This is a genomic window from Algoriphagus hitonicola (assembly GCF_900113375.1).
GTDB lineage: Bacteria > Bacteroidota > Bacteroidia > Cytophagales > Cyclobacteriaceae > Algoriphagus > Algoriphagus hitonicola.
Map to the genome: position 1 here is coordinate 304,383 of NZ_FOPC01000004.1, position 24,843 is coordinate 329,225.

A 24,843-nucleotide genomic window follows, 5' to 3' on the forward strand; every position below is an offset into this window, starting at 1 on the left:
GTTTTTTCCCACGCTTTAATTAAGCGAATTTTTTAAGGGATTGTTCCAGAATCTTGCCAAAGCGAAACACATCCATGAAACTGTTGTAAAGTGGTGTAGGTGCTAAGCGAATGACATTGGGATTTCTCCAGTCGCCTAGGACTCCCTGCTGATACCATTCATCGAAAACGGCCTTTCCGCCACGATGAATGAGCAAAGATAACTGACAGCCTCTTTCGCTTTGATTTTCAGGGGTAATTATTTCCAAAATCCCAGACTCACCACTGATTTTTTTTATTAAAAACTCCAAATACCCAGTTAATTGTTCACTTTTTTGACGCAAATTTTGAATTCCTGCTTCCTGAAAAATATCCAAGGAAGCCTGATGCGCGGCTAGGGCCAAAACGTTTGAATTGGCGAGCTGCCAACCATCCGCTCCATACATGGGCAAAAACCCCTTTTCCATCTGAAACCGCTGTCCCTCATCATGTCCCCACCATCCTGCAAACCGCGGCAAATCCGGCCGCTCCGCAAATCGCTCATGTACATACACTCCGGAAATATTTCCCGGGCCGGAATTCAAATATTTATAACTGCACCAGGTTGCAAAATCCACATTCCAATCATGCAAGTACAAAGGGACGTTGCCCGCCGCATGTGCCAAATCAAATCCAGCCAAAGCTCCGACCTCATGTGCCGCCGCGGTGATGGCTTTCATATCAAAAACCTGTCCCGTATAATATTGCAGTCCTGCCATATTGACCAAAGTAAGCTGATCACCTTGATTCCGGATTTCAGCTAAAATGTCTTCCGTTCGCAGAGTATATTCTCCAGTTCTCGGACTCAACTCGACGATTACATCATCGGGATTCAAGCCATGAAATTTGACCTGACTTTCCAGCATGTATTGGTCAGAGGGAAAAGCGCCTTTCTCGATGATGATTTTATATCGCTCAGGAGTTGGCCGATAAAAAGAAACCATCAGCAGGTGTAAATTGACGCTGAGATTATTCATCGCGACCAACTCATGCTCATGAGCCCCAAAAATCTCTGAAAGTGCAGGCTTTGATTTTTTCCGAACGTGATACCAAGCATCTTCTCCGTGGAAATGTCCGTCAACAGCCAGATCGGCCCAGTTTTTAAGCTCCCGATCGAGATAGGATTTGACACTTTTAGGTTGGAGACCGAGGGAGTTTCCACAAAAATAAATCGCTGGATTTCCATTGACCTTTGGAAAATGAAACCGATCTCTAAAAGTAGAAAGTGGATCCTCTCGGTCCATTTTTAAAGCAAATTCCTCCGAAAAGTCAAATTCTAGTGCGCTCATAAGCTGATATCTAAGGTGCTAAACCGGATTATTTTTCCATGGCCGTCCCGCAGTTTTTGCAGGTTCGGTGCTCAATATTATTCCAAAAGCGCTCCATGATCGGAGGGAGCTGATTGACAATGTCGGTGAGCTCTACATATTCTTCATACAGCAGATTGCCGCAGTTTTCACAATGCCAAATAAAGCCATCCTTTTCACCGGCCCTTCGGTACCGCTCGACCACCAAACCTACTGTGTTTTCCGGTCTCCGGGGAGAGTGGGGAACTTTTGGAGGTAAGAGAAATATTTCCCCTTCTTTAATTTCAATGTCTTTTGGCTTGCCATCTTCGATGACTTTCAGCACGATATCGCCTTCGAGTTGATAGAAAAATTCTTCTCCCTCATCGTAGTGATAATCTTTCCGTGAATTTGGTCCACCGACCACCATGATAATAAAATCATCATTTCCTTTAAATACTTGCTGATTTCCAACAGGAGGCTTCAGGAGATGTCTGTTTTCATCGATCCATTTTTTGAAATTAAAAGGTGGTGATAAGGGCATGCTGATTAATTTTGGTGACAAAACGCTTTATGGACTAAACCAAATTTCGACCTAAAAGTATTAAAAAACACCCGTTTTTTTGGTTTACTTTGTCTAAAAGCCCTCATCCATGACTTTTCCTGTTTTTGATCTCCACTGCGATTTGCTTTCCTATCTGATCAAGTATCCAAAAGCTGATCCGTTTAATACCGAAAAAATCGCCTGTGCTGTTCCCTTTCTCCAGCAAGGAAATGTAAAAGTACAAGTCTGTGCCATCTATACGGATGTGCGATCTGAATCCATGCAGCTCGGTCTGGGTCAAGCTGAATTATTTAGTGACTTGGTCCGGAAATATCCAGAAACGTTCTATTCTTATCAGCCTGATTCTGATTTAAAAGAGCCGAAAATTGGGATTTTTGCGGCGATCGAAAATGCAGCCGGAATCGGAAATGAAGAAGCAAAATGGTCTGAAATCTACCGCCAATTTGATTTGATCTTGGAAAAAGTCGGTCAACTCGCTTACATCAGCCTGACGCATCATACAGAGAATCGATTCGGAGGAGGAAATTACACGGAAGGGATTGGATTGAAAGACGACGGGAAAAAACTTTTGGAATATATGTCCGGGAAAAAAATTCCCATTGACCTTTCTCATACTTCGGACCTCTTGGCTGAGGGAATTTTTAATCATATCAGCTCCCAAAATTTAAAAATCCCGGTAATTGCCAGTCATTCAAACTACCGAGCCATTTGGAATCATAAGCGAAACCTAAGTGATGAATTTGCCCAAGAAATCGTCAGGCAGGAAGGAATTATCGGAGTGAATTTCTTACGGGCATTTTTGGATAATGATGTTCCAGAAAGGCTATTTGAACATATTCTTCACGGTTTTGAAATCGGAGGGGAAAAAGCGCAGTGTTTTGGTGCGGATTTCTTTTTTACCAAGGACTTTCCAGACAAAAACAGGCATCCCTTTTATTTTCCTTTGACAGAAAACGCCAGCAAGTACCCTTCAATTTTGGAAGAATTGAATAAAAATCTTACAGAATATCAACTTCAGAACTTAGCATCAGAAAATGCTTTTCATTTTTACCATAAACTACACCGCTAATGTCATCGCATCACTTTGTCAAAGAGCAACAAGAGCCTGCGGTTTTTTTATTGAATACTCAGCAGGTAAAGTATGATCAGGTAGCTTCCCTATTGGAGTGGGTTCCGACGGTTTTGGTATGGGAGGAGTGCTTGGAAGAGGTGATGAGTTGGGGGGTGAAAATTGATGTTATTCTAGCTACGGAAGAGTTTCAATTAAAAAACATGCATCTTTTGGAAGAACAGTATCCGGTGCGATTTCTGAGATCCAGCGATACCTCTGTTTTGGAAAACGGGCTTCATTACTTGCATGCTTCACAGCATTCTGGAGCCTATCTTGTGGGGTTTTCTCACACTAAAGTTTCTGAGCTTGATCCGTTTATGCAATGGATGGATTTGACGGTCTTCGAAGATCGTTGGCGCTTTTATCCTATAAAATCCATGCATTTCAAAAAATGGCTTCCCAAAAATACCATTGAAATCTATGGAGAAGAAGGCATGCCTGTGGAAATCTCCAATTCAAATGGTCTGATTATTCTCCCCCTTCATCATGCTACCCAAGTTGATGTACCTGAAGGAATTACAGAGATCAAAGCATCGAAGATTTTTTGGATCGGGGAGCGGGTTTAAATTTTATGGGCTAAAACTCCCATAAGCCTCTCCAAGTAGGTTTGATCAGTTTCATCAAAATCATTCAGCTGATCACTGTCCACATCAAGCACCATGACGACCTGACCTTCTTTCACCACTGGTACCACGATTTCCGATTTGCTTGCTGCACTACAGGCAATATGGCCGGGAAAGGCGTCCACATCAGGCACAAGCTGGGTTTTGGCTTCTGACCAAGCTGTCCCGCAAACGCCTTTTCCCATAGAGATCCGGGTGCAGGCAATCGGTCCCTGAAATGGTCCCAAAACCAATTGATTTTCTTTAACCAGATAAAATCCCACCCAGAAAAAATCAAATGCCTGCTTCAAGGCCGCAGAGATATTGGATAGGTTGGCATACAGATCGGGCTCCCCACTAATCAATGCCTCAATCTGAGGAATCAATGCTTCGTATTTTTTGGATTTAGTGGCGGATTCTGGAATATATAAATTTTCAGACATAGTAATAAATGGCTAACTGATCGCTTTCAATGGTAAACTGTTCATCGGGAGAGTCGTTTAGAGATGGCGCTTTGATTCCCTCGACAAACTTATTTTGGCTAATAAACACACGAGCCTCGTCCCAAAGTTCGGCATCCAAAAACTGATTCAAAACAAAAGGGCCTCCTTCTACGATCAAACTTTGAATTTTTCTATCCTGGAGATCTGCTAAAATTTCTGGGACAATCGACTGAAAAGGGAGCTTTTTATATTCCAAATTGGCTTTTATCTCGTTCAGTTTTTGATTGAAGCAAATGGTTGGTACCGCCTGATCAAATAATTTCAACTCTTTTGGCAAAATCAACTGTCGATCTATGACCAAACGAAGAGGATTTTTTCCAACCCAATCTCTCACATTCAAGGTTGGATTATCATAAAAGGCCGTGTTCTTACCGACAAGAATCGCGTCTTCCTCTGCTCGCCACTTGTGAACGAGTTGGCGGCTTTGGGAATTAGAAATCCATTTAGAAGAAAAATCATTCCGGGCCACAAATCCATCTTGGGTTTGAGCCCATTTGAGGATGATGTAGGGGCGTTTCTTTTCGATTTGAGTGAAAAACCGGCGATTCTGCCACCGAGCCGCTTTTTCCAAAACTCCTGTTTGTACTTCTATGCCGGCATTTCTCAGAATTTCTATGCCTTTTCCTCCCACCAAAGGATTGGAATCTGTCGCAGCGATCACCACTCTTCTTACCTTTTTTTCCACTAATAAATTGGCACAAGGTGGAGTTTTCCCGTGATGCGCACATGGTTCCAAAGTGACATAAACGGTAGCTTCTGTGAGTAATTCCTGATTTTCAACAGAAGCAATCGCGTTGACTTCGGCATGGGATTCTCCATATCTCTGATGATGCCCTTCTCCGATGATTTTATCCTGATGAACTATGACACAGCCCACCAGAGGATTGGGACTGACGCAGCCTCTTCCCCATTCGGCAAGCTCCAAGGCGCGCTGCATATACTGCTCATCTTTATTCATCATCGATGGGAATTGGGCTTAGCGTGATTCGGTCCAAGGAAAGGGATTCACCGAGTGTCACCTCCACATTTTGGAGGGTATCGGGCAAAAAACCCCCGTCTTTGGGGTCAAAAAAGATGTCGTATCGGCCGGGAGGAAGCCTCAAAAGAAAGCTTCCCGTATTATTGGTGTGGGTGCTAACTGTATCGGAATCACTCGCAGCGATAATGGCTGGACGCAGGGTACTGGGAGCGAGACTGCCGGAAATTTCGCCAAATGTGCCTGGGATCAATGCGGTCAACCTAGGCGTAAGAACCAAATCGAGCGGATCGGACTGGATTGTTTGAATGGATTTTTCTAAATCAAAATCCAAAATCACATCATAAGAAAGTCCAGCCTCCAGATCTAAATTAATTGGAATGGGTATATCATCAGAAAAACCCTCAAATAGCGAAATTTCAAAGCGATCCTCATCTTGCCACAAAAAATATCTGTCTCCTAAAATTAAATTCATTCCAACCAATCGGCCTGGAGGCAAGGCCATTCTTCCCAAAAGCAATACTTCTCCTGCCACCAAATCCGAAACTTTGATTTCCTTATCTCCCAAATCGTATGGGATAAATATAGTTTGCGAATCGGTATCTCTTCCGGCTACATTCACCGTCACATCGACTCCGAGGATTTCGACAAAAACCGAGTCGTAGGCAGGTGGCGCATCCACCAAAACTATATTGAGTAAGGATTGAGGACCGGATTCGGTAGGTGAACAAGCTCCCAAAAAAGTGAGCGAAAAAACCGAAAGAAGCAAGATTTGGAGAAATTTCACGATGTAAATTTAGTCCAATTTTGAGAAAGGATTAATCCATTGGGCATAAAAAAAGCCGGCGAACCGGCTTTTAAAGTTTCATTATTGCTGTTCCTCAAGGGTGACAGCATCCACTTGGGTGATTTCTCCCTCTTCGACTACGACTCCGTCAATGGTCACCGGGACATATCCTTCTTCTGGCGTAATGAGTAGTGAATACGTTCCTGGCTCTAGTCCTTGGATTTTGAAGTTTCCGTCCGTATCCGTAAAAGTGGTAACTACTTCTCCATCAACTGTGGTAGAAACTGAAATAGGTTGCGCTTCTAAAGGCAAAACTTGCCCCATGATTCCGGCTGTCTCTTGCATGTATGCTCTAAGAACGGGTTTCAAAATAACATTTCCAGAATTTCCGGCAACTACAATGGACTTAGCGACATCAAAATCAATCACCAAATCATAGGAATTACCTGCTTCAATTTCTTCATATAGTTTAATTTTTAGACCGCTTTGCTGGGCGCTTGGCGTTTTCAGAGGGAATTCCTCACCATCTTTGACCACATAATTGTTTTCTCCGAGGATCAATCTCAATTGCTGAATAGAACCTGCTTCCAGGTTCGCATCCCCGAGCAATTGAGAATTGTTTCCCGTCAGATCCAGCAGGTTGATCATCTGACTTCCATTTTCATAAGGAATTTCTTCCCAAGCGGACTCATCATCCCCGTCTTCCTCATCGGCTAGGTCAATTTCTCCGGCTTTGACTCGTAGGGCGAGAACCTCGACCCAAACTTCATCAAAATCGCCCGGAGCATCGACTAGGTAAAAATTCACACGGGCTTGACCTTCCTCCAGGCTGGGCGAATCATTGAAATCACAGGAAAAAGAAACGGCCGCAATCAGGGCAGTCATCAAATAAGAAATGTACTTCTTCATAACAGTTTTGGTTTAGTGCGGAGATTACATTTTCAAGCACCGTGCCAGAATCTTATTCGCACATTCAAGGCTTTGTATAAATCCCTTCTTATTTTTGGGCATGATGAAATGGGACAGACTCCTCGCCAGAGGAAGATTTGGAGATACTCCGGGATTTATAGCCACGCAAGCGGCACGCAGTGAATTTGAAGTCGATTACGATCGAATCATCTTTTCGGCTCCATTTCGTAACCTTCAAGATAAGACACAAGTATTTCCTCTCCCGGAGCAGGCTTTTGTTCACACTCGTTTGACGCATAGTCTGGAGGTTTCTTCAGTGGGTCGCTCGCTCGGAAAAGCTGCGGGTACTTTCTTATTGGAAAAATATCCCAATCTGGAAAAAACCGGAATTTCTTCTTCTGAAATCGGAAGTATTGTAGCCGCAGCTGCTTTGACTCACGACATCGGAAATCCTCCCTTTGGACATGCCGGAGAAGAGGCGATCTCAGATTTTTTTAAATTCCACCCTTCGGGAAAAGTCTGGGAATCTCATGTACGGCCCGAGCAATGGATCGACCTTTGCAACTTTGAAGGAAATGCTCAGGGTTTCCGAATGTTGGTTTCCAAGCAATTTGGGCTCAAATTGACTTATGCTACGCTTGCGGCTTTCACCAAATATCCACGACCCAGCATGATCAGTCATCGGGATGTCGCTCGGAGAAGTCAGAAAAAGTTTGGTTTTTTTATCAATCAACTTGCGGATTTTGAGCAACTCTGTTCTTTTTTGGGAATCGACCAATCCAGTGAGGAATGCTGGTACCGTCATCCGCTGGCTTTTTTAGTCGAGGCTGCTGATGACATCTGCTACAGCATTATTGATTTGGAAGACGGCTGCACCATGGGATTGGTAGATTTTGATACGACCGTGAAGCTTTTGGCTCCGATACTCAAGGAAAAATTTGATCCCGAAAAGCTCAAAAACAGAAGTCAAGCCCAAAACTTGGGTGCTTTGCGCGCTTTGGCGATTGGGGAACTGATCGAGGAAACGGTAGAGGCCTTTATCCAATATGAGGAAAGTATGTGTAAGGGTAATTTTGACAAAGCCCTGACTGATATCATTCCTTCGGCGAAAGCCCTTCAGCTAATCAGTGAGATTTCGGTCCAAAAAATCTACCGCTCCAAAATCGTATTGGAAAAAGAAGCCGCTGGTTTTCAAGTTCTCGAGGGATTGTTTTCGGTATTTGGCCAGGCACTTTATCATCAATTTTACCAAACCGAGCAATTTTCCGGACAGGATAAAAGTATCCTTCGATTGCTTCCTGAGGATTTTCCGCTCAAAGGCTGGGGGGCAGAAGTCAATCCCTATCCCCTGCTTCGATCGCTGATTGATTTTATTTCGGGAATGACCGATAAATATGCGTTGAATCTCTACCGAAGAGTCAAAGGAATTTCATTCCCTGGGGTTTAATGTGCCCTGATGATGACCTGAAAGAAGGAATGAATCAATTCCGAACCTCATTCGTTTTGGTGATATAAACAACCCATCAAAATGAAAAAGACTTTAATTATCATTGCGAGTATTTTTGTTTTTTTAATCGGTGCTGCTTTGGCGATACCCTATCTTTTCAAAGATCAAATCGTCGCACGAATTCAGCAGGAAATGGACGAGCAACTTGATGCAAAAGTCTATTTTGATGCCGACAAAATTTCGCTCAGTTTATTTCGCCATTTTCCCTCGGTCAGTGCGGGAATTGCTGATTTTGGAATAGTAGGAGTAGTGGAATTTGAAGGCGATACGCTGATGCAAGTCGATCAGCTGGATCTGGACTTCAGCCTAAAATCTGTCATTTTTGATGAATATCCGTCCCTCACAGGTTTGCATATCAACGGCGGGGATGTCTTGATCAGTGTGTTGGAAGACGGCACTGCCAACTACGATATCCTAAAGGAAAGCGAGGAAGAACCTACCGAAGAAGAAAGCAATTTCAAGTTGGGCATAGAGGAAATCACCGCTGAGGGTGTCAACCTGATATACGATGATCGATCCTTGGATTTTACGCTGGCTTTGGCAAATATCTCAGCCAGCGGAAGTGGTGAATTTACCTCGGACATATATGATTTGCCTTTGGAAGCTGAGGCTTTAATCGCGGAAATGATTTACGAGGAGGTCCATTACCTGAGCAATAAAAGCTTCAAGGGACAGACCATTCTTCAAGTAGATTTGGAGCAGATGAATTTTGTGCTTTCGGAAAGCAATTTTACGCTAAACGAATTCTTGTTTGATGTGAACGGCTTGATTGGGTTACCTGAAGAAGGCATAAATTATGACTTGACTTTTGGCAGTGCCCAAACCGAGTTTAAAAACCTGCTATCGCTGGTTCCCGGCATGTATTCTGATCAGTTTTCTGAGATTCGTGCGGATGGGGAATTGGCTTTTGGAGGATTTGTCAAGGGACTTTATTCAGATGATCAGTATCCAAGCTTTGACGTCAGTTTAAAAGTCTCCGATGGCGAGTTTCAGTATCCCGATCTTCCTACACCGATCAAGTCCATCAATTTGGATATTAATGCAAAAAATGAAACCTCCATCTTAGAAAATACCCAAGTTTCCATTCCTGATTTTTCTCTTTTGGTCGGTAGCAATCCAATTTCCGGTAATTTCCGGCTGGAGAATCTAAGGGATTATCTGATGGAAGGAACGCTACGTGGAAAATTAGACTTGGCCGAACTTACCTCCATTTTTCCCATCGAAGGAACTGAGCTGGCCGGAAATCTGAACTTTGATGCAAGCGCAAAAGGGACTTATGACTCCACGCTAAATACCTTTCCTGTGATTCAGTCTACATTTGATTTTCAAAATGGCAGGGTCCGAAACGAGGAATTTCCCAGCGCATTGGAAGAGATCCATGCCCAGGCGAACCTAAGTAATACTCAAGGAACCATGCGGGATTTTCTGGTCGATGTGAAGACTTTTGGGTTTGAGCTGGAAGAGGAACGAATTGAAGGAAAATTCCAGATCCAGGATTTTGAAAAACTAAACTGGGAAGGCAGCTTGATCGGTGCCGTAGATTTGGAAAAATTGACCCAAATCATTCCGATAGAAGACACCGAATTACGAGGAAAAATCCAAGCTGATTTGAGTAGTTCCGGATCATACGAAGCCGTGGAAAATAAAAACTATTCTGCTATTCAGGCTGCTGGAACTATCAATGTATCCGATTTTTATTTTGTCTCGAATGAATATCCACAAGGCGTAGAAATCAAAAAAAGCACCTTGGATTTCAATCCACGACAGGCAAATCTGACCGAGTTTGATGCCGTTTTAGGCACGAGTCCGCTTCAGGCTTCTGGTAGCTTAAGTAACTATATGGAGTATTTGCTATCCGAATCCGGTATCCTCAAGGGGCAGTTGAGTTTACGCAGCTCGAGATTTAATGTCAACGAATGGCTGACCGAAAATCCAGCCGACACGGTAGAATCTGCGCTTGAAGTAGTTCCATTGCCTGAAAACGTGAATTTCGCAATGGATTTTGAAGCAGACGAAGTATTATATGACAATTTAACCCTCTCTAAAGCTCAAGGAAAAATGATGCTGAGTGAGGGTATATTGCGTTTTTCTGATGCAGGAATGGAATCTTTGGGTGGGCAAATTCGCATGAACGGATCCTATGATCCGAGGGATTTGAGCGCTCCAAGATTCGATTTTGCACTTTCCATGGTGGAATTGAGTATAGCAGAGGCATTTCAAAAATTCAGCAGTGTCAAAGCTTTTGCTCCTGTAGCTCAGGATATTACCGGTCGCTTTAATTCCAATTTTTCATTTTCCGGATTATTGGGACAGGATATGATGCCCCTACTTTCTTCCATTGACGTAGAAGGAATTTTAAATATTGCTGAAGCGGCCCTTCGGGAAAGTAAAATTCTAGAAGGAATCACGAGCTTGACCAAGCTGAAGGATGCGAGTACCCTTCAGCTTAAAGACCTCTCAATTCCTATCCAAATTGAAGATGGCCGAATGGATGTGAGTCCATTCAATTTGAGGCTTTGGGACTACGAAACGACTATTCAGGGTACCGCGGGATTTGACGGATCGATCAATTATTTACTGAATATGCAAGTGCCTGCAGGAGAATTTGGCGCACAGGCCAATTCAATTTTGGCTACCATCTCCGGTTCTGAAGCGGATGAGTCCACCCTAATCCCTCTTGCCTTGAACCTTTCTGGGACATATAATCAACCCAAGGTTAGTCTTGCTGGAGGAAATAGTATCGAAACGCTACTTGCTAATGCACTTAAATCCCGACTGCAGGGAGAAAAAGAAAACCTGCAGGAGAAAGCCACGGCAGAATTCCAAGCAGCTCAGGACAGTATCAAGCAAGAGTTAAAACTCAAATCAGAATCTGCTCAGGATAGCTTAAAAAAAGCCTTGGAGAAAAAAACCGAAGGGGCAAAAACCGAAGTAGTCAACGAAGCCAAAACTATGCTTCGGAATCTGTTGAAACCGAAGAAAACTGATCCCGATACAAGCAAAAAAGAAAATTAACAGTTTTCAAATAAAACAAAAAAGTGGCTGTCTCATAAATCGCTAAAATGTCAGCCTGACCCTTCGATTTCGAGACTCTCGTCTCTCAAGTGCTCAGGATGACTGGAGTCGAAGGCCATTTCTATCATTCTAGCCCACATTTCGACTTCCTGCCTTTTCCGGCGAGGCAGGCGCTTAATGTGACAAACTTCACTTTTGAGACAGCCTCTTTTTGATTAGTATCCTATTGTCATTAAAAAGGGTATTTACCCGCTTCGATCATGTAGTCAGCAATTTGGCGACGGAGTTCTTTCGTATTGATCAAGTCCATCTTGGTATAGCGCTTCAATCCCATCAACATGACTTTCTGCTCGTCACCTTTAGTAAAGGAGGCGATTGCTTCTTTGGCAGCGGCATTAATTTTATCCACGGCCTCGGTCAAGTAAACTTGGGACATCGCAATCTGCTGCTTACAAGCTTCTTCTCCCTGAATTCCCACGAGTTTTTCTGTTCTTAAAATCGCGGATTCGATAGCATAAATCTCAATCATCACATCTGCGAGATTCATCATTACTTCCTGCTCCTCTTCGATGCGGTCCTGGAGAGCCATCGCTGCTTTTCCACCGACCATCAAGAAAACTTTCTTGAGCTTTTTAATCACTTCTTTTTCAGCAGCAAAAAGCTCCGAAGTATCCATCGTGTCGAAAGAAGGAACTGACGTCAATTCGTTGGAAACTGCCATGGCCGGCTCAAACAAGTTGATTTCCCCTTTCATTGCGCGCTTGAGCAACATGCCAACCATCAGCATGCGATTGATCTCATTGGTCCCTTCATAAATTCGGGAAATTCGGGCATCTCGATAAGCTCGCTCCATTGGCGCATCAGCAGAATAACCCATTCCCCCGTAAACCTGAACACCCTGATCCACTACAAAATCCAAGACTTCCGATCCGTGAACTTTGGCGATAGCCGCCTCTATTGCAAATTGCTCCAAGGCTTTCAATTTAGCCTCCGCATCGGGCATTCCCTCTGCCGCTAAGGCATCCATCCTGTCCTCGATGTCCTGACCTGCCCGATAGCAAAGCGACTCGGATACATAGGTTCGGGTAGCCATCTCAGCCAACATTCGCTTCACTGCCCCGAAGGAATTGATACTTACCCCAAATTGTTTTCGTTCGGTTGAATATTTTACCGCAAGCGAGGTAACCGTTCGAACTCCGCCCAAAACTCCCGCTCCTAATTTCACACGACCGATATTGAGAATATTCACGGCGATTTTGAATCCGTTCTGACGTTCTGAAAGCATGTTTTCCACCGGAACCTTGCAGTCATTAAAAAAAACCTGACGGGTAGAAGAACCTTTGATTCCCATTTTTTTCTCCTCTTCATTCATCGTGATCCCACCAAAGGTTTTCTCTACGATAAAGGCGGTCAGATTTTTATCATTTTCGATTTTGGCAAAAACAATAAACAAGTCAGCAAATCCCGCATTGGAAATCCACATCTTCTGTCCGTTGATCAGGTAATGTTTTCCATCTTCGGATAGCGTGGCTTTGGTTTTGCCGCTATTGGCATCAGACCCAGCATCCGGCTCAGTTAAACAATAGCAGGCCGCCCATTCGCCGGTTGCGAGTTTGGGTAGGTATTTTTGCTTTTGGTCTTCGGTGCCGTAGTAGAGAATCGGCAAGGTTCCGATCCCGGTATGTGCTCCATAAGTAGTAGAAAAAGAACCGGCCGCACCGATAATATCCGCAATCAGCATAGAGGTATTGAAACTCATTCCCATTCCACCATATTGTTCAGGAACCGAAATTCCCAACAGACCCAATTCCCCGGCTTTTTTGAAAATGAAGGGAACCAAATCGGGATTCTTCATGCTGTCAATCTCCTCAATATTTGGAGTGATTTCAGTATCGATAAAATCCTGACAAGCTTGAGCCATCATTTTTTGCTCTTCGCTAAACTGCTCGGGAATGAAGACATCCTGTGCCTCAGTTTCCCGAATGAGGAATTCTCCTCCTTGGATTGATTTTGACAATGTGGTCATGATATTTTTAGACTTAAGATTTCAGACTTTAATAATTATTTGAGCAATTCGTAAATTCCTGCTACACCCTGACCACCTCCGACACAGGCGGTAACCATGCCGTATTTTTGCTTTCTGCGTCGCATTTCATTGAAAAGTTGCACAGAAAGTTTTGCTCCCGTACAGCCTAATGGGTGACCCAAGGCAACCGCTCCACCATTGACATTGACGATTTCTTCATCCATTTCTAAGGCTCGAATTACGGCCAGAGCTTGTGCTGCAAAGGCCTCATTCAATTCAATCAAACCAATGTCACTCAAGGAAAGACCTGCCTGCTTGAGGGCTTTTGGAACAGCTTCTTTAGGACCGATTCCCATGATTCTTGGATCCACTCCTGCGACCGAATATGACATCATCCGGGCAATTGGATCCAATCCCAAGGATTTCATCAAGCGCTCAGACATCACCACGACAAATGCAGCTCCGTCTGAAGTTTGAGAGGAATTTCCGGCTGTGACTTGGCCTCCATTTTTGAAAGCAGGCTTTAGATTGGAAAGTACCTCCATGGTCGTACCCGGACGCGGACCTTCGTCTGTGTACACGGTAAATTTTCGGGTTTTCCGTTTTCCCTTTTCGTCCAGATAGGTTTCTTCAATCTCAACAGGGACAATCTCGTCTTTGAATTTGCCCTCAGAAATAGCCGCAAGAGCTCTTTCATGAGATCGTACAGAAAAAGCATCTGAATCCTCTCGGCTGATGTTGTAATCTTTGGCAAGCTCCTCGGCGGTCAGGCCCATACTCAAATAATAGGAGGGCGTTTCAGTGGCTATTTTATAGTTAAGGGCGGTTTTGTAGCCCATCATAGGCACCAAAGACATAGATTCGGTGCCGCCTGCGATGATACAGTCAGCCATTCCTGCTTTTACTTTGCCTACGGCCAAAGCGATGGCTTCGATCCCAGAACCACAGTAGCGGTTCATCACGAAACCCGGATTGTCGATTCCCAAGGCTAAAAGTGAAATCATCCGGCCCATCTGCATGCCTTGTTCGGCCTCCGGAACGGCGTTTCCGACGATCAAATCATCCACCATTTTGGCTTCCAGTCCTGGGGTGTCGGCTACCAAATGCTTAATTACATCAGCAGCAAGATCATCCGGCCGATAAAACCGAAATCCTCCCTTTTTAGCTTTGCCTACCGCTGATCTATATCCGTTTATTATGTATGCGTCCATTTGTATGAGTTTATTGTTGAATGTGTAATGAAATAAAGAAGCAAGAATTGAGATCTTAGAAATAAGACATTTAACTGGGAGTGGACTCAAGAGATGACTGAAAACCAATAATCATCTTTTGCACTTCAGATAAATCTCGACTTAGGGTTTCAAAATCTTCTTCTTCCAAAATGCCCGCCCTTTGTGAAATTATGGCTTGTGTTTCTAGTTCAAAGCTTTCACCCAAACTAATATCCAAGCAATTTGAAAATGCCTTGGTAGAGTTCCTTGCAGAACCTTCCGCAATATTTGAAGGGACTCCCACAGAAGATCTTCTCATTTGGGATGTAATTCCAAATTTTTCCTCCGCAAGAAAAGATTTGGTGATCTCATAGACTTTCACTGCAAGATCAACTGACTTTTGCCAAATTTTAAGATTTTTGAAGTTATGTCTTAGTTTCATCGTCTTTCTTATTTTCCTAATTCTTTTCTCTTGATTCTTATTTCTCTTGTCTAGTTTCTAAGCGGTTTGCCTTTAAACAAAATGCTGTGAATTCGCTCAAGAGTCTTTTTTTCTCCAGTTAAGCTCAAGAAAGCTTCGCGCTCCAGATCAAGTAGATACTGCTCTGAAACCTCCGTTGGTGAGGATAGATCTCCTCCAGACATCACCCAAGCGAGTTTTCGGGCGATTTTGGCATCGTGTTCTGAAATGTAGGCACCGTACTGCATGCCCGTAATTCCTGCTTCGAAAAGCGCAAGTGATGTTTTACCAAGAACTTTGATATTGGTCTGCTGAAGTGGTTGGGTATAGCCTGCTGCCTGTAGTTCGAGAACCTTGGCTTTTGCTTCGGCCAATTGCCGTTTTCGATTTAAGGTAATTCCATCCTGAGCTCTCAAGTAACCAAGATTTCGAGCTTCTACAGCTGAAGTAGAGACTTTGGCCATGGCGATATTCATGAAGTATTCTTGTAACTGATTCAGCTCCACGTCTCCATCCAGGACTGAATTGGCAAATCGACGGGTCATTTCTTTGGTGCCTCCTCCTGCAGGAATCAATCCCACGCCGACTTCCACCAAACCCATGTACAATTCGGCATGTGCTTGAATGTGGTCAGCATGAAGTGATAATTCACAACCCCCACCCAAAGCCATATTATGAGGAGCTACCACCACCGGAATGGAAGAGTATCGTGCCCGCATCATGGTATTTTGGAATTGAGCGATCATCAGATTGATCTCATCAAAATCCTGATCTCCGGCAAACATAAACAACATGGAAAGATTTGCGCCAGCAGAAAAGTTGGCTCCATCATTGCCAATAACCAATCCTTTGTGAGATTTTTCAGCCATACCGATAGCAGTATTGATGCCTTCGATAACCTCCTGTCCCATCGAATTCATCTTGGTATGAAACTCTAATCCAATGACATCGTCTCCGAGATCATAAACCGTAGAACCGAGATTGCCCCAGAGTTTATTGTCGGCTGCTTTTAGCGTGTCCAAAATGATAAATTCCTCGATCCCGGGAATTTCTTTGTAGGACTTGGAAGGAATATCATAATAGGTTTTCTTTCCATTTTCTACCTTATAAAAAGAATCATTTCCGGCGTCGAGCATTTCAAAAACCCAGTCGGCAGGCTTTTCTCCGGCTGCTACCATGTTTTTGACTGTTTCTCTCACTCCCAGAATATCCCAGTTTTCGAAGGGTCCGTATTCCCATCCAAAACCCGCACATACAGCTTGATCGATTCGATAGAGTTCATCAGAAATTTCCGGAATTCGGAACGAACAATAGCGGAACAAATCGTAAAAAGTAGCGCGGTAAAATTCCCCTGCCTGATCATCAAAATTGACCAAATGTTTGATCCGCTTTTTCAGGTCTTCAACATCCTTGGCTGATTCAATCGCTTTGAATTTTGGCTTTTCGACATCCTTGTATTCAAAAGTTTTAAAATCAATTTCTTTGAGTTCCTTTCGTCCATCCTTATGGCGGATCATTTTGAAATAGCCCTGACCCGTCTTATCCCCAAACCATTTATTTTCATAAAGAACTTCTACGATTTTGGGCAATCTGAATTTTTCTCTTGACTCGTCATCCGGAAGGGCTTTGTATAAATTATTAGCCACATTTACTGTGGTATCCAGGCCCACTACGTCCATGGTTCGGAAAGTGGCTGATTTGGCTCGCCCAATGACAGTTCCGGTCAATTTATCCACTTCAGAAACGCCCAAACCCATTTTTTCGATGGTGTGCATTCCAGAGATAATGGCATAAACTCCAATTCTGTTAGCAATAAATGCTGGGGTATCTTTGCAAAGGACCGTTTCTTTACCCAAAAACCGATCTCCATAATCCATCAGAAAATCAATGATTTCTGGGTTAGTTTTCGGACCGGGAATGATTTCCAACAATCTCAAATACCTTGGAGGATTGAAAAAGTGTGTTCCTGCAAAATTTTCCTGAAAATCCTCACTCCTGCCATCACACATCATGTGCATTGGGATTCCAGAGGTATTGGATGTAATCAAGGTGCCGGGTTTTCGGTGCTTTTCAACTTTTTCGAAGAGCTGCTGTTTGATATCCAGTCGCTCCACGATGACTTCAATGATCCAATCGACATCTTTAATTTTTGGTAAATCGTCATCAAAGTTCCCTGTAGTGATTCGGGATGCATATTCCTTATCATAGATTGCTGAAGGATTGGATTTAAGTGTGCTTTGCAAGGCTTGGTTCACCACTCGATTTCTGACAATGAAATCTTCCTTGCTCAGTCCTTTTTTCTTTTCTTCGTCCGTCAGTTCGAATGGGACAATATCCAATAAAAGTACCTGCACGCCGATATTGGCAAAATGGCAGGCAATCCGGGATCCCATTACTCCTGAACCTAAAACGGCTACTTTTTTTATGGTTTTATTCATTTTTTTGGGTTTTTAGTAGGTTAATGTCTACTCAGACCTTGTGTTTATAGTTCGAAAATTGGCTTATTCGCTTCTGCACCACTGAACTGGTCAATGACCATTTGTACTTTTTCGAATACAGCAAAAAAGGTATTCAAATCTTCCTCATCGATCACCTCTCTGATTTGCTCGTTAAATTCCTTGATGGTTCGCACAGATACTTCTTTTTTCTGTTTGCCTTCTTCGGTAAGAAAAATCCGAACCGAACGCCTGTCTTGTGGATCCGGCTTTTTGAAAATCAATCCCTTTTCCTCCATGGTTTTCAGCATTCGAGTCAAGCTTCTTGTCTCCAAACCGATCATGGGAGCAATTTTAGTGGCAGGCGTTCCCTCTTTTGAATTAATATTGATTAGGACAAAACCTATGGCTGTGGTGAAGCCCTCCTGCGCTGCATGCTGATTGTACATGCGGGAAATGGCATGCCAGGCACTTTTGATGTGGTAATCAACCGTCTCTTCTCGCTTCATTCGTCAGTACTATTGAATTTGGAGAAATAAGGTACAAAAAAAATGGTAGGCATGCATACTATTTTCTAAAATAAGTTATGCATGCATCACAAATTATTATTGGTAAAAAAGTTAAATTCAATAGATTATACCTATAAATTAAGAAAACAAGCATTTTATAGAATATAATAAAGGAAAAAGTCTATTTTCCGAATTTTGTTCGGATTGTGATTTTTATGTTAATAAATCTCGAAATGGATACTTTTTGATTCAAGTCAAAGCTACTTTGCCTGATAAATTTCTTCTATTTTTTGGGCATATTTTTCGTGAATTACCTTCCGCTTCAGCTTCATAGTCGGAGTGAGTTCTCCCGATTCGATTCCCCAGGGTTGTTCGAGTAATTTAAACCGTTTGATTTGTTCCCATTTTCCAAAATACTTATTCAGTGAATCCACTTCCTGTTGGTATTTATCCAGAATATCCGGACGCTGAATCATTTCCTCATCACTGGTGTAAGGGATATCCTTTCGCTTGCAGTATTCTCTCAGACTTTCAAAACTGGGAACAATTAAAGCTGCCGGATAATTTTTTCCATCACCGACAACAATCAATTGCTCAATCAATGGAGATTCTTTAAACTTATTTTCCATTGCCTGCGGGGCGATGTATTTTCCCCCGGAAGTTTTAAACATTTCTTTTTTACGGTCAGTGATACGGAGGTATTGTCCATCAAGCTCACCGATATCTCCGGTATGAAACCAGCCATTTTTAAGCACCTCTGCGGTCATATCAGGTTGCTTGTAGTAACCCTGCATCACATTGGGTCCTTTGACGAGAATCTCGCCATCTTCAGCGATTTTTACTTCTACATCCTTTACGATTTTCCCTACCCAGCCAATTCGGATTTCCTCATGATTACTCATCGATGCGGTGACGACCGGTGAGGTTTCTGTCAATCCATAGCCTTCACAGACTTTAATTCCAGCTGCCCAAAATACTCGGGCCAACCTGGGTTGCAGAGCAGAAGCTCCTGAATTAATCTGCATGATATTTCCACCCAAGGCTTCTCTCCATTTTGAGAAAATTATCTTGTTTGCCAATTTCAGCTGAAAATCATACCAAGCACCCATTTCTACCGAAGGATCATATTTCAAACCCAGATTAAGCGCCCAAAAAAACAATTGCTTTTTTACTCCGGTCAACTCGTACCCTTTAGCCACGATTTTATCATACACTTTTTCCAAAAGTCTAGGAACTGTATTAAATACATGCGGCTGTACTTCTTTTAGATTTTCGCCAATCGTTTCCAGGTTTTCTGCATAGTACACGGAATAACCCAAATACAAAAAACAAAAGGAAGCAGTCCGTTCATAAATATGGCAAAGCGGCAAAAAGCTTAACACCTTGGATTCTCCTTCCGGAGGACTCATGATGCGGGAAACAGAAAGCACATTCGAAAGTACATTGTGATGGGAAAGCATCACCCCTTTAGGTCTTCCAGTAGTTCCAGAGGTATAAATAATGGTGAATAAATTATCCGGTTTTACTTTCTCCTTGGAAGCTTCAAGAACAGCCAAATCCCCATTTGCCCCTTGCTCCAAAAGAGAAGTCCAGTGTTCTACGCCCTCAAGTTGATCAAAACTGTAAATTTTGCGATCCCCTGCAACATCAGCTGCTTTTTCATAGATTGTCTGATCGCCCACAAAAATCATTTTCACCTCAGCATGATCAAAAATATATGCGTAATCATCACTGGTAATGGTCGGATACATGGGAACAGAAATCGCCCCAATTTGCTGCAATGCGATATCCACAAAATTCCATTCAGGCCGATTTTCCGAAATAATGGCAACTTTTTCCCAAGGTAAAATCCCCTGAGCTAGAAAAGCCAAACTTAAATTATCAACAATTTCTTTGAATTGGCGGCTTGAATAACTTTTCCACTCGCCAGCTTCTTTCCTAGAAAGAGCGACCGATTTATCAAACTTGCTGAGTTGATACGGAATTAAATCAAAAAGGCGGTTGATATTCATTTCGGGTTTTGTGATTTGACTGCATCTAATATAGTCAAATTTTAAACTGAATGACAAGTCGCTATTCACATGATCAACAGCTCTATATTTATATTATATTATTTAAATAAAAGAAACTGTTATGGTTATTAAGGCTGTGGATATGTGGATAAAAAGTCTTTTTCTGCTCGTCCACAAGTTTGATCAGTTTTGTTATCTCTTATTTACTGCTTATCCATATCTTATACACATTAGAAAGGTTGAATTTCAATTACTTAATGAATTTAGTTCTTTTTTGTGGATTAAGCCTGTTCGTTTCTTCGTGTGAAAGTTTCCTGTGGATTACTGTGTTTGCGGGTGTGTAGATCTTCGCACTTTTCCCCAATTACTTTTGGTTTAGGATCGGATTGGTTTGAGCTGGTTTATAAGTCTAGATTGTTAACGATTTTATTCTTGATTATCCACTTCTATTTCGCTGTTATCCACAGCAATTTTTTCCGGAAATCCGGTAGATTTTGTAGGTTCAATGATTAGATCTTCTGTGGTCCAACCGCTTTTGATAATAATTTCGTTGCTTTGGTTTTCTAGATTTTGGTAATAATAGACTTTTTCAGCAGGCTTATTTTCATAGTAGTTTGAAGGATCCCATCTTCGATTTCCGTTTTTATCCTCGATTACCTGAATGGTGTAGGTGCCTGCTTCGATTTTATCAAAGGAAAATTCCGTGTTATCTTGTAAATAAATTTCCCGGTATAACTCTTCTTTTGAATCCATTAAACGCAGGATAAAGGGTCCGTTTTGAGAATTAATCTCTCCTGAAATTTCGTCACCTAGTGTTTGAGGATCAATTTTTCGGTAATTTGCTACTAAACCTTCTAGATTATATTGGTCTTGGATATCTTGAAATGTAGAATCAGCTAGTGTAAGCGGATAGATTTGAAGTTCTAAAGTATCGGGAATGGGTATTTTGAATAGAATGGTGTTTCTTCTCAACGAATCCTTGAATGAGACCATTTCTGGCTTTATCTGAATGATTAGTGCACTATCAATAGGAATGTATAGGGAATCGTAATTGATTTCAGTGATCGGTTTGTTGAATTTTATTTCTGCTTCTAGGGTATTTAAAAATGATTTTCCGGAGTTTGCAGAAAATGTTAACTCTTCTGGCTGCCTTTCCATTTCCGGGAATTTGGCCCAAATACTACTATCTATTTTAAAACCTACAGAATCTGCCAGCTGTAAGTTTATAGCGATACTGTCTGATCTGCTTTCTGTTGAGAATATTTTGATTTCCTTGTCTTCCGTAGTGTAGAATAGGCTTTTTCCAATTTCTTGATGATCTAATTCAATCTCTAACGGGTTTTTATTGAAGATTAGATCATAACTTCCATTTGTAAATGAAGATCGTTGTAAATTGAAATCTGTGATATCCGATGCTGAAAGATTAAATCTTAGGTCTGTTAAATTTTCTACGATTGATAAAGTGTCGGTGATAAAGTCATATTCCTCTGATTTAAACTCTGCTTTCAAAGTGTTATTTTCATCTCTCCAAGCAAAGGCCCTATAGTCTCCTTTTTTGATATTATTGATGGTATAATTTCCTAGGCTATCTGTCTGAGTAATGTAGTAGGGTGGTCCTGTAAATAGGTCTGTGGTATCGCCAATGGGATAGAGACCAATTAGAATATCATCAAAGTCAGGTTGTCCTTCAGGATAGTAATTATTTACATTTCCGGAAAGGGAAAGGCTGTCAATTTGATCGCCTGTGGAGAATACTAGCTTTAGATTTTCTGCTGGATTTCCTTCGGATAGATCCTGAATGGACTTTTGAAAATTGAATACGTAAGTGGTATTTTCTTCAAGTTCTTGGTTGAGTTCTAGTGTGACTTCGTTTTTGAGTGCTTCAACAACAAGCTCGTCTTTATTGATTCGTGGGGTAATCAAGATATTTTTATTTGGGTTGTCCAGTTTGATGTATTCATCGAATTCCAAGATAATTTGCTCCGGTTTGGTATTTAAACTTTGGTTTTCTGGATTCATCAATAAAAGTTGAGGAGGATCTTCATCTCGGGGTCCACCTGTAGGCGCACTCTGTTTTGCGCATGAAATCAAACTGATTAAAGAGCTGAAAAACAATATTTTATCTAAATTTTTCACTTCTTTTTTAGAATGTATAAGAGACTTGAAAATTCATTTGTTGCTTTTGCTTTTTGGTTAGATTTCCATCCTGTTTTAAGCGCTTTTGCGTAGTTGGCGATGATGTTTCCATTGGGGTTTTTATACTTTTCTGAAAGTAAGGAGACATAATAGCTATCAAAAATCATGGGTTTTACTTGCAGAATGGTAAAGTTGAATTCATCTGCTAACTTTTCCATGGATTCCTGGGAAAAATGATACAAATGTCGTGGCACATCCCAACCTGCCCAATAGCCTTGATATTTCTTTGCTTCATAACTTTGATGATTAGGTACGGCAAAAAGAAGGTATCCGTTTTTGTTTAAAGATTTTTTTAGGTTTTTTATGGTCTTACGTAGTTCATGTACATGTTCTAAAACATGAAATAAGGTAATGATATCAACCTTGGAATTTAATTCTAAATCATCGAGTGTTTTAACAATTTTTTCTTGAGTAATTTCTGAAGCTTTTTTCCTGGCTTTTTTATTAAGTTCAATGCCGTTGATTGACCAGCCCTTAGTTTTAAGAGCTGCTAAAAGTGTTCCTGTTCCGCATCCAAAATCCAGGATTGAACCTTTTGGGATCAAAGACTCAATAAGTTTGATTTTCTTTTGGATATTGATATTGCGGACTTGATTATAAATTTTTTCTGTAAGGGTAGAATTTGAATCCTGATGGGAATAGTATTCAGGAAATTCATAGTATGGTGCGATTTCGTCCTGATTGGGTCTAGGATTTGTAAATAGTAGTTGGCATTGGCTACACTTGCATAATACAAATGTTTCCTTGCTGACAGCGAGGTCGATGATTTCTCGATCATTAAGAAAATGCCCGCTTTTGCAAAGTGGGCATTTGTTAAGTCTTTCAGACATTTTACCTTCCTAAATAAACGGTTAAAATGGACAGATCTGCAGGAGAAACACCACTAATTCTAGAGGCTTGCCCCAGAGTTTCTGGTTGGATTTTATGAAGTTTTTGTTTTCCTTCTGCAGAAAGTGCCGGAATAGCCAAATAATCGAACCGTTGTGGTATTATATAATCTTCCATATTGGATAATTTGTCTACCATTTGTTGCTCTTTTTCGATATAGCTGTCGTATTTGATTTGAATCTCTGCTTGTTCGAGTTGATCTTTTTCAAACTTTTCCAAATATTGATTCAGTTCTGTATCCAGCGTTTTTAGGACCTCTATGGTAATTTGTGGTCTTTTTAAAAGCTTTTCTGCAGTTATTTTTTCTTTGATTGTAGCAGTTTGGATGTTTTCTAGTCCTTGATTTATGATTTCAGGATTCAGCTTTTTCTGCTTTAAATCATTGATGAGTCTTGCAGTTTGCTCTTTTTTATGTAGAACTTTCTCCAATCTAGTGCTATCTGCCAAGCCTATTTTATAACCCAGTTCTGTTAATCTAATATCAGCATTATCCTGTCTGAGCAATAATCTGAATTCTGCACGGGAAGTAAACATGCGATAAGGTTCCTCGGTCCCTTTATTGATCAAATCATCAATCAAAACACCGATATATGCATCGGATCTCTTAAGCAGAAACGGATCTTTTTCTTGGACTTTAAGACTTGCGTTTATTCCAGCAATTAAGCCTTGGGAAGCAGCTTCCTCATAGCCTGTGGTCCCGTTTATTTGACCAGCAAAATAGAGGTTCTCCACCAGCTGGGTTTCTAGGGTTAGCTTGAGTTGTGTTGGGGGAAAATAATCGTATTCGATGGCATAACCCGGTCTAAACATTTTTGCATTTTCAAATCCTGCAATCTTACGAATCGCTTTGTATTGGACATCTTCGGGTAAGGAAGTTGAGAATCCGTTGACATAAATTTCTACTGTATTCCATCCTTCTGGCTCGACGAATATTTGATGTCGTTCGCGTTCAGCAAATCGATTGATTTTATCTTCAATAGATGGACAATATCGTGGGCCTAAGCCTTGAATACGGCCATTAAACATCGGAGAACGGTCAAATCCAGTTTCTAGAGTTTCATGGACTTCTTTATTGGTATAGGTAATCCAGCAGGATTTTTGTTCTTTTAGTGGATGGGTTTCATCAGAAAAGCTAAATTTCTCAGGGTTTTGATCTCCATATTGAACCTCCATTTTGGAGTAATTGAGACTTCTTCCATCTACACGAGGGGGAGTCCCTGTTTTCATTCTGCCGGCCTCGAAACCTGCTCTTACCAATTCCTCGGTTATTCCTTTAGATGCGGATTCACCGGTTCTTCCCCCGCCGAATTGTTTTTCTCCGATATGAATGATGCCGTTTAGGAATGTTCCATTGGTTAAAACCACTGTTTCTGCGGCAATTTCAATTCCTATTCCTGTCTTTACACCTACTACTCGCTTTTCTTTGATGATTAAGCCCGTGACCATTTCTTGCCAAAAATCCACCTGGGGTGTCTCTTCTAGGGCCAAGCGCCACTCCTCTGCAAATCTCATTCTGTCGTTTTGTGATCTTGGAGACCACATAGCGGGACCTTTGGATCGATTTAACATTCGGAATTGTATCATCGATTTATCGGAAATAATTCCAGACATTCCGCCTAATGCGTCAATTTCACGGACGATTTGCCCCTTTGCCACTCCTCCCATTGCAGGATTGCATGACATTTGAGCTATGGTATTCATGTTCATGGTACATAGAAGCACGGATGAACCCATCTTTGCTGCTGCATGAGCAGCTTCACAGCCTGCATGCCCCGCTCCTACTACTATGACATCATATTTTGGAAACATGATCAATTTTATTTAGATG

General features: G+C 41.8%; 19 protein-coding genes. 4 read left to right on the forward strand and 15 right to left on the reverse strand.

The annotated features are described in order from the left end of the window. Positions 1 to 19 precede the first annotated feature (19 nt). Positions 20 to 1,306 (reverse strand): kynureninase, encoded by a 1,287-nt coding sequence (kynU, locus tag BM043_RS07695; RefSeq protein WP_092790422.1) that lies wholly within the window; start codon positions 1,304 to 1,306, stop codon positions 20 to 22. Between the two features lie 28 nt (positions 1,307 to 1,334). After that, on the reverse strand, positions 1,335 to 1,847 hold the full coding sequence (locus BM043_RS07700) for a 3-hydroxyanthranilate 3,4-dioxygenase (protein ID WP_092790423.1): 513 nt from the start codon (positions 1,845 to 1,847) through the stop codon (positions 1,335 to 1,337). A 109-nt stretch (positions 1,848 to 1,956) separates the two neighbouring features. On the opposite strand from BM043_RS07700, the gene BM043_RS07705 reads away from it, so the two are divergent. Next, complete coding sequence (locus BM043_RS07705) at positions 1,957 to 2,937, forward strand: dipeptidase (protein WP_092790425.1); 981 nt, start codon at positions 1,957 to 1,959, stop codon at positions 2,935 to 2,937. Then, complete coding sequence (locus BM043_RS07710) at positions 2,937 to 3,545, forward strand: thiamine pyrophosphokinase (protein ID WP_092790427.1); 609 nt, start codon at positions 2,937 to 2,939, stop codon at positions 3,543 to 3,545. The genes BM043_RS07705 and BM043_RS07710 overlap by 1 nt, the downstream gene beginning before the upstream one ends. Here BM043_RS07710 and BM043_RS07715 read toward each other — a convergent pair. The 4 genes from BM043_RS07715 to BM043_RS07730 all read right to left on the reverse strand — a co-directional run bounded on the left by BM043_RS07715 (position 3,542) and on the right by BM043_RS07730 (position 6,756). Beyond that, the gene (locus BM043_RS07715; RefSeq protein ID WP_092790429.1) at positions 3,542 to 4,024 is read right to left on the reverse strand and encodes a GAF domain-containing protein; all 483 of its coding nucleotides are present in this window, start codon (positions 4,022 to 4,024) and stop codon (positions 3,542 to 3,544) included. The two genes, BM043_RS07710 and BM043_RS07715, sit on opposite strands and share 4 nt — an antisense overlap. Next, positions 4,017 to 5,042 carry a bifunctional diaminohydroxyphosphoribosylaminopyrimidine deaminase/5-amino-6-(5-phosphoribosylamino)uracil reductase RibD gene (ribD, locus tag BM043_RS07720; protein WP_092790511.1) on the reverse strand — a complete coding sequence of 342 codons (1,026 nt, stop codon included), beginning with the start codon at positions 5,040 to 5,042 and terminating at the stop codon, positions 4,017 to 4,019. Before ribD ends, BM043_RS07715 begins: the two co-directional genes overlap by 8 nt. Continuing rightward, complete coding sequence (locus tag BM043_RS07725; RefSeq protein WP_177188436.1) at positions 5,035 to 5,847, reverse strand: DUF4382 domain-containing protein; 813 nt, start codon at positions 5,845 to 5,847, stop codon at positions 5,035 to 5,037. Before BM043_RS07725 ends, ribD begins: the two co-directional genes overlap by 8 nt. An 81-nt stretch (positions 5,848 to 5,928) precedes the next feature. After that, positions 5,929 to 6,756, reverse strand: a complete 828-nt coding sequence (locus BM043_RS07730; protein ID WP_092790432.1) for a DUF4382 domain-containing protein — start codon at positions 6,754 to 6,756, stop codon at positions 5,929 to 5,931. A 103-nt stretch (positions 6,757 to 6,859) separates the two neighbouring features. Between BM043_RS07730 and dgt the strand changes: the two genes are divergently transcribed. Both dgt and BM043_RS07740 read left to right on the forward strand, forming a co-directional pair. Beyond that, the gene (gene dgt, locus BM043_RS07735; protein WP_092790513.1) at positions 6,860 to 8,203 is read left to right on the forward strand and encodes a dGTP triphosphohydrolase; all 1,344 of its coding nucleotides are present in this window, start codon (positions 6,860 to 6,862) and stop codon (positions 8,201 to 8,203) included. Positions 8,204 to 8,284: 81 nt separating this feature from the next. Next, positions 8,285 to 11,278, forward strand: a complete 2,994-nt coding sequence (locus tag BM043_RS07740) for an AsmA-like C-terminal region-containing protein (protein ID WP_092790434.1) — start codon at positions 8,285 to 8,287, stop codon at positions 11,276 to 11,278. Positions 11,279 to 11,510: 232 nt separating this feature from the next. On the opposite strand, the gene BM043_RS07745 is transcribed toward BM043_RS07740, so the two are convergent. From BM043_RS07745 to mnmG, 9 genes are all read right to left on the reverse strand, one after another. Further along, positions 11,511 to 13,304: an acyl-CoA dehydrogenase family protein gene (locus tag BM043_RS07745; protein WP_092790436.1), complete on the reverse strand. Its 1,794-nt coding sequence runs from the start codon at positions 13,302 to 13,304 to the stop codon at positions 11,511 to 11,513. A 35-nt stretch (positions 13,305 to 13,339) separates the two neighbouring features. Further along, complete coding sequence (locus tag BM043_RS07750) at positions 13,340 to 14,515, reverse strand: thiolase family protein (RefSeq protein ID WP_092790438.1); 1,176 nt, start codon at positions 14,513 to 14,515, stop codon at positions 13,340 to 13,342. A 70-nt stretch (positions 14,516 to 14,585) separates the two neighbouring features. Beyond that, positions 14,586 to 14,957: a four helix bundle protein gene (locus BM043_RS07755; RefSeq protein ID WP_092790440.1), complete on the reverse strand. Its 372-nt coding sequence runs from the start codon at positions 14,955 to 14,957 to the stop codon at positions 14,586 to 14,588. A 50-nt stretch (positions 14,958 to 15,007) separates the two neighbouring features. Further along, positions 15,008 to 17,413, reverse strand: coding sequence for a 3-hydroxyacyl-CoA dehydrogenase NAD-binding domain-containing protein (locus BM043_RS07760; protein ID WP_092790442.1), 2,406 nt, complete (start codon positions 17,411 to 17,413; stop codon positions 15,008 to 15,010). 44 nt (positions 17,414 to 17,457) lie between these two features. Beyond that, the gene (locus BM043_RS07765; RefSeq protein ID WP_092790444.1) at positions 17,458 to 17,919 is read right to left on the reverse strand and encodes a MarR family winged helix-turn-helix transcriptional regulator; all 462 of its coding nucleotides are present in this window, start codon (positions 17,917 to 17,919) and stop codon (positions 17,458 to 17,460) included. 260 nt (positions 17,920 to 18,179) lie between these two features. Further along, positions 18,180 to 19,931 (reverse strand): AMP-dependent synthetase/ligase, encoded by a 1,752-nt coding sequence (locus tag BM043_RS07770; RefSeq protein ID WP_092790446.1) that lies wholly within the window; start codon positions 19,929 to 19,931, stop codon positions 18,180 to 18,182. Between the two features lie 426 nt (positions 19,932 to 20,357). After that, positions 20,358 to 22,067: an Ig-like domain-containing domain gene (locus tag BM043_RS07780; RefSeq protein WP_262481162.1), complete on the reverse strand. Its 1,710-nt coding sequence runs from the start codon at positions 22,065 to 22,067 to the stop codon at positions 20,358 to 20,360. After that, positions 22,064 to 22,957, reverse strand: a complete 894-nt coding sequence (locus BM043_RS07785) for a class I SAM-dependent methyltransferase (protein WP_092790449.1) — start codon at positions 22,955 to 22,957, stop codon at positions 22,064 to 22,066. Before BM043_RS07785 ends, BM043_RS07780 begins: the two co-directional genes overlap by 4 nt. A gap of 1 nt (position 22,958) precedes the next feature. Then, positions 22,959 to 24,824 (reverse strand): tRNA uridine-5-carboxymethylaminomethyl(34) synthesis enzyme MnmG, encoded by a 1,866-nt coding sequence (gene mnmG / locus BM043_RS07790; protein ID WP_092790451.1) that lies wholly within the window; start codon positions 24,822 to 24,824, stop codon positions 22,959 to 22,961. Positions 24,825 to 24,843 lie beyond the last annotated feature (19 nt).

Coding starts and splice junctions, on each gene's coding strand:
- kynU (WP_092790422.1), bottom strand. CDS start 1,306: ATGAGCGCACTAGAATTTGACTTTTCGGAGGAATTTGCTTTAAAAATG.
- BM043_RS07700 (WP_092790423.1), bottom strand. CDS start 1,847: ATGCCCTTATCACCACCTTTTAATTTCAAAAAATGGATCGATGAAAAC.
- BM043_RS07705 (WP_092790425.1), top strand. CDS start 1,957: ATGACTTTTCCTGTTTTTGATCTCCACTGCGATTTGCTTTCCTATCTG.
- BM043_RS07710 (WP_092790427.1), top strand. CDS start 2,937: ATGTCATCGCATCACTTTGTCAAAGAGCAACAAGAGCCTGCGGTTTTT.
- BM043_RS07715 (WP_092790429.1), bottom strand. CDS start 4,024: ATGTCTGAAAATTTATATATTCCAGAATCCGCCACTAAATCCAAAAAA.
- ribD (WP_092790511.1), bottom strand. CDS start 5,042: ATGAATAAAGATGAGCAGTATATGCAGCGCGCCTTGGAGCTTGCCGAA.
- BM043_RS07730 (WP_092790432.1), bottom strand. CDS start 6,756: ATGAAGAAGTACATTTCTTATTTGATGACTGCCCTGATTGCGGCCGTT.
- dgt (WP_092790513.1), top strand. CDS start 6,860: ATGAAATGGGACAGACTCCTCGCCAGAGGAAGATTTGGAGATACTCCG.
- BM043_RS07740 (WP_092790434.1), top strand. CDS start 8,285: ATGAAAAAGACTTTAATTATCATTGCGAGTATTTTTGTTTTTTTAATC.
- BM043_RS07745 (WP_092790436.1), bottom strand. CDS start 13,304: ATGACCACATTGTCAAAATCAATCCAAGGAGGAGAATTCCTCATTCGG.
- BM043_RS07750 (WP_092790438.1), bottom strand. CDS start 14,515: ATGGACGCATACATAATAAACGGATATAGATCAGCGGTAGGCAAAGCT.
- BM043_RS07755 (WP_092790440.1), bottom strand. CDS start 14,957: ATGAAACTAAGACATAACTTCAAAAATCTTAAAATTTGGCAAAAGTCA.
- BM043_RS07760 (WP_092790442.1), bottom strand. CDS start 17,413: ATGAATAAAACCATAAAAAAAGTAGCCGTTTTAGGTTCAGGAGTAATG.
- BM043_RS07765 (WP_092790444.1), bottom strand. CDS start 17,919: ATGAAGCGAGAAGAGACGGTTGATTACCACATCAAAAGTGCCTGGCAT.
- BM043_RS07770 (WP_092790446.1), bottom strand. CDS start 19,931: ATGAATATCAACCGCCTTTTTGATTTAATTCCGTATCAACTCAGCAAG.
- BM043_RS07785 (WP_092790449.1), bottom strand. CDS start 22,957: ATGTCTGAAAGACTTAACAAATGCCCACTTTGCAAAAGCGGGCATTTT.
- mnmG (WP_092790451.1), bottom strand. CDS start 24,824: ATGTTTCCAAAATATGATGTCATAGTAGTAGGAGCGGGGCATGCAGGC.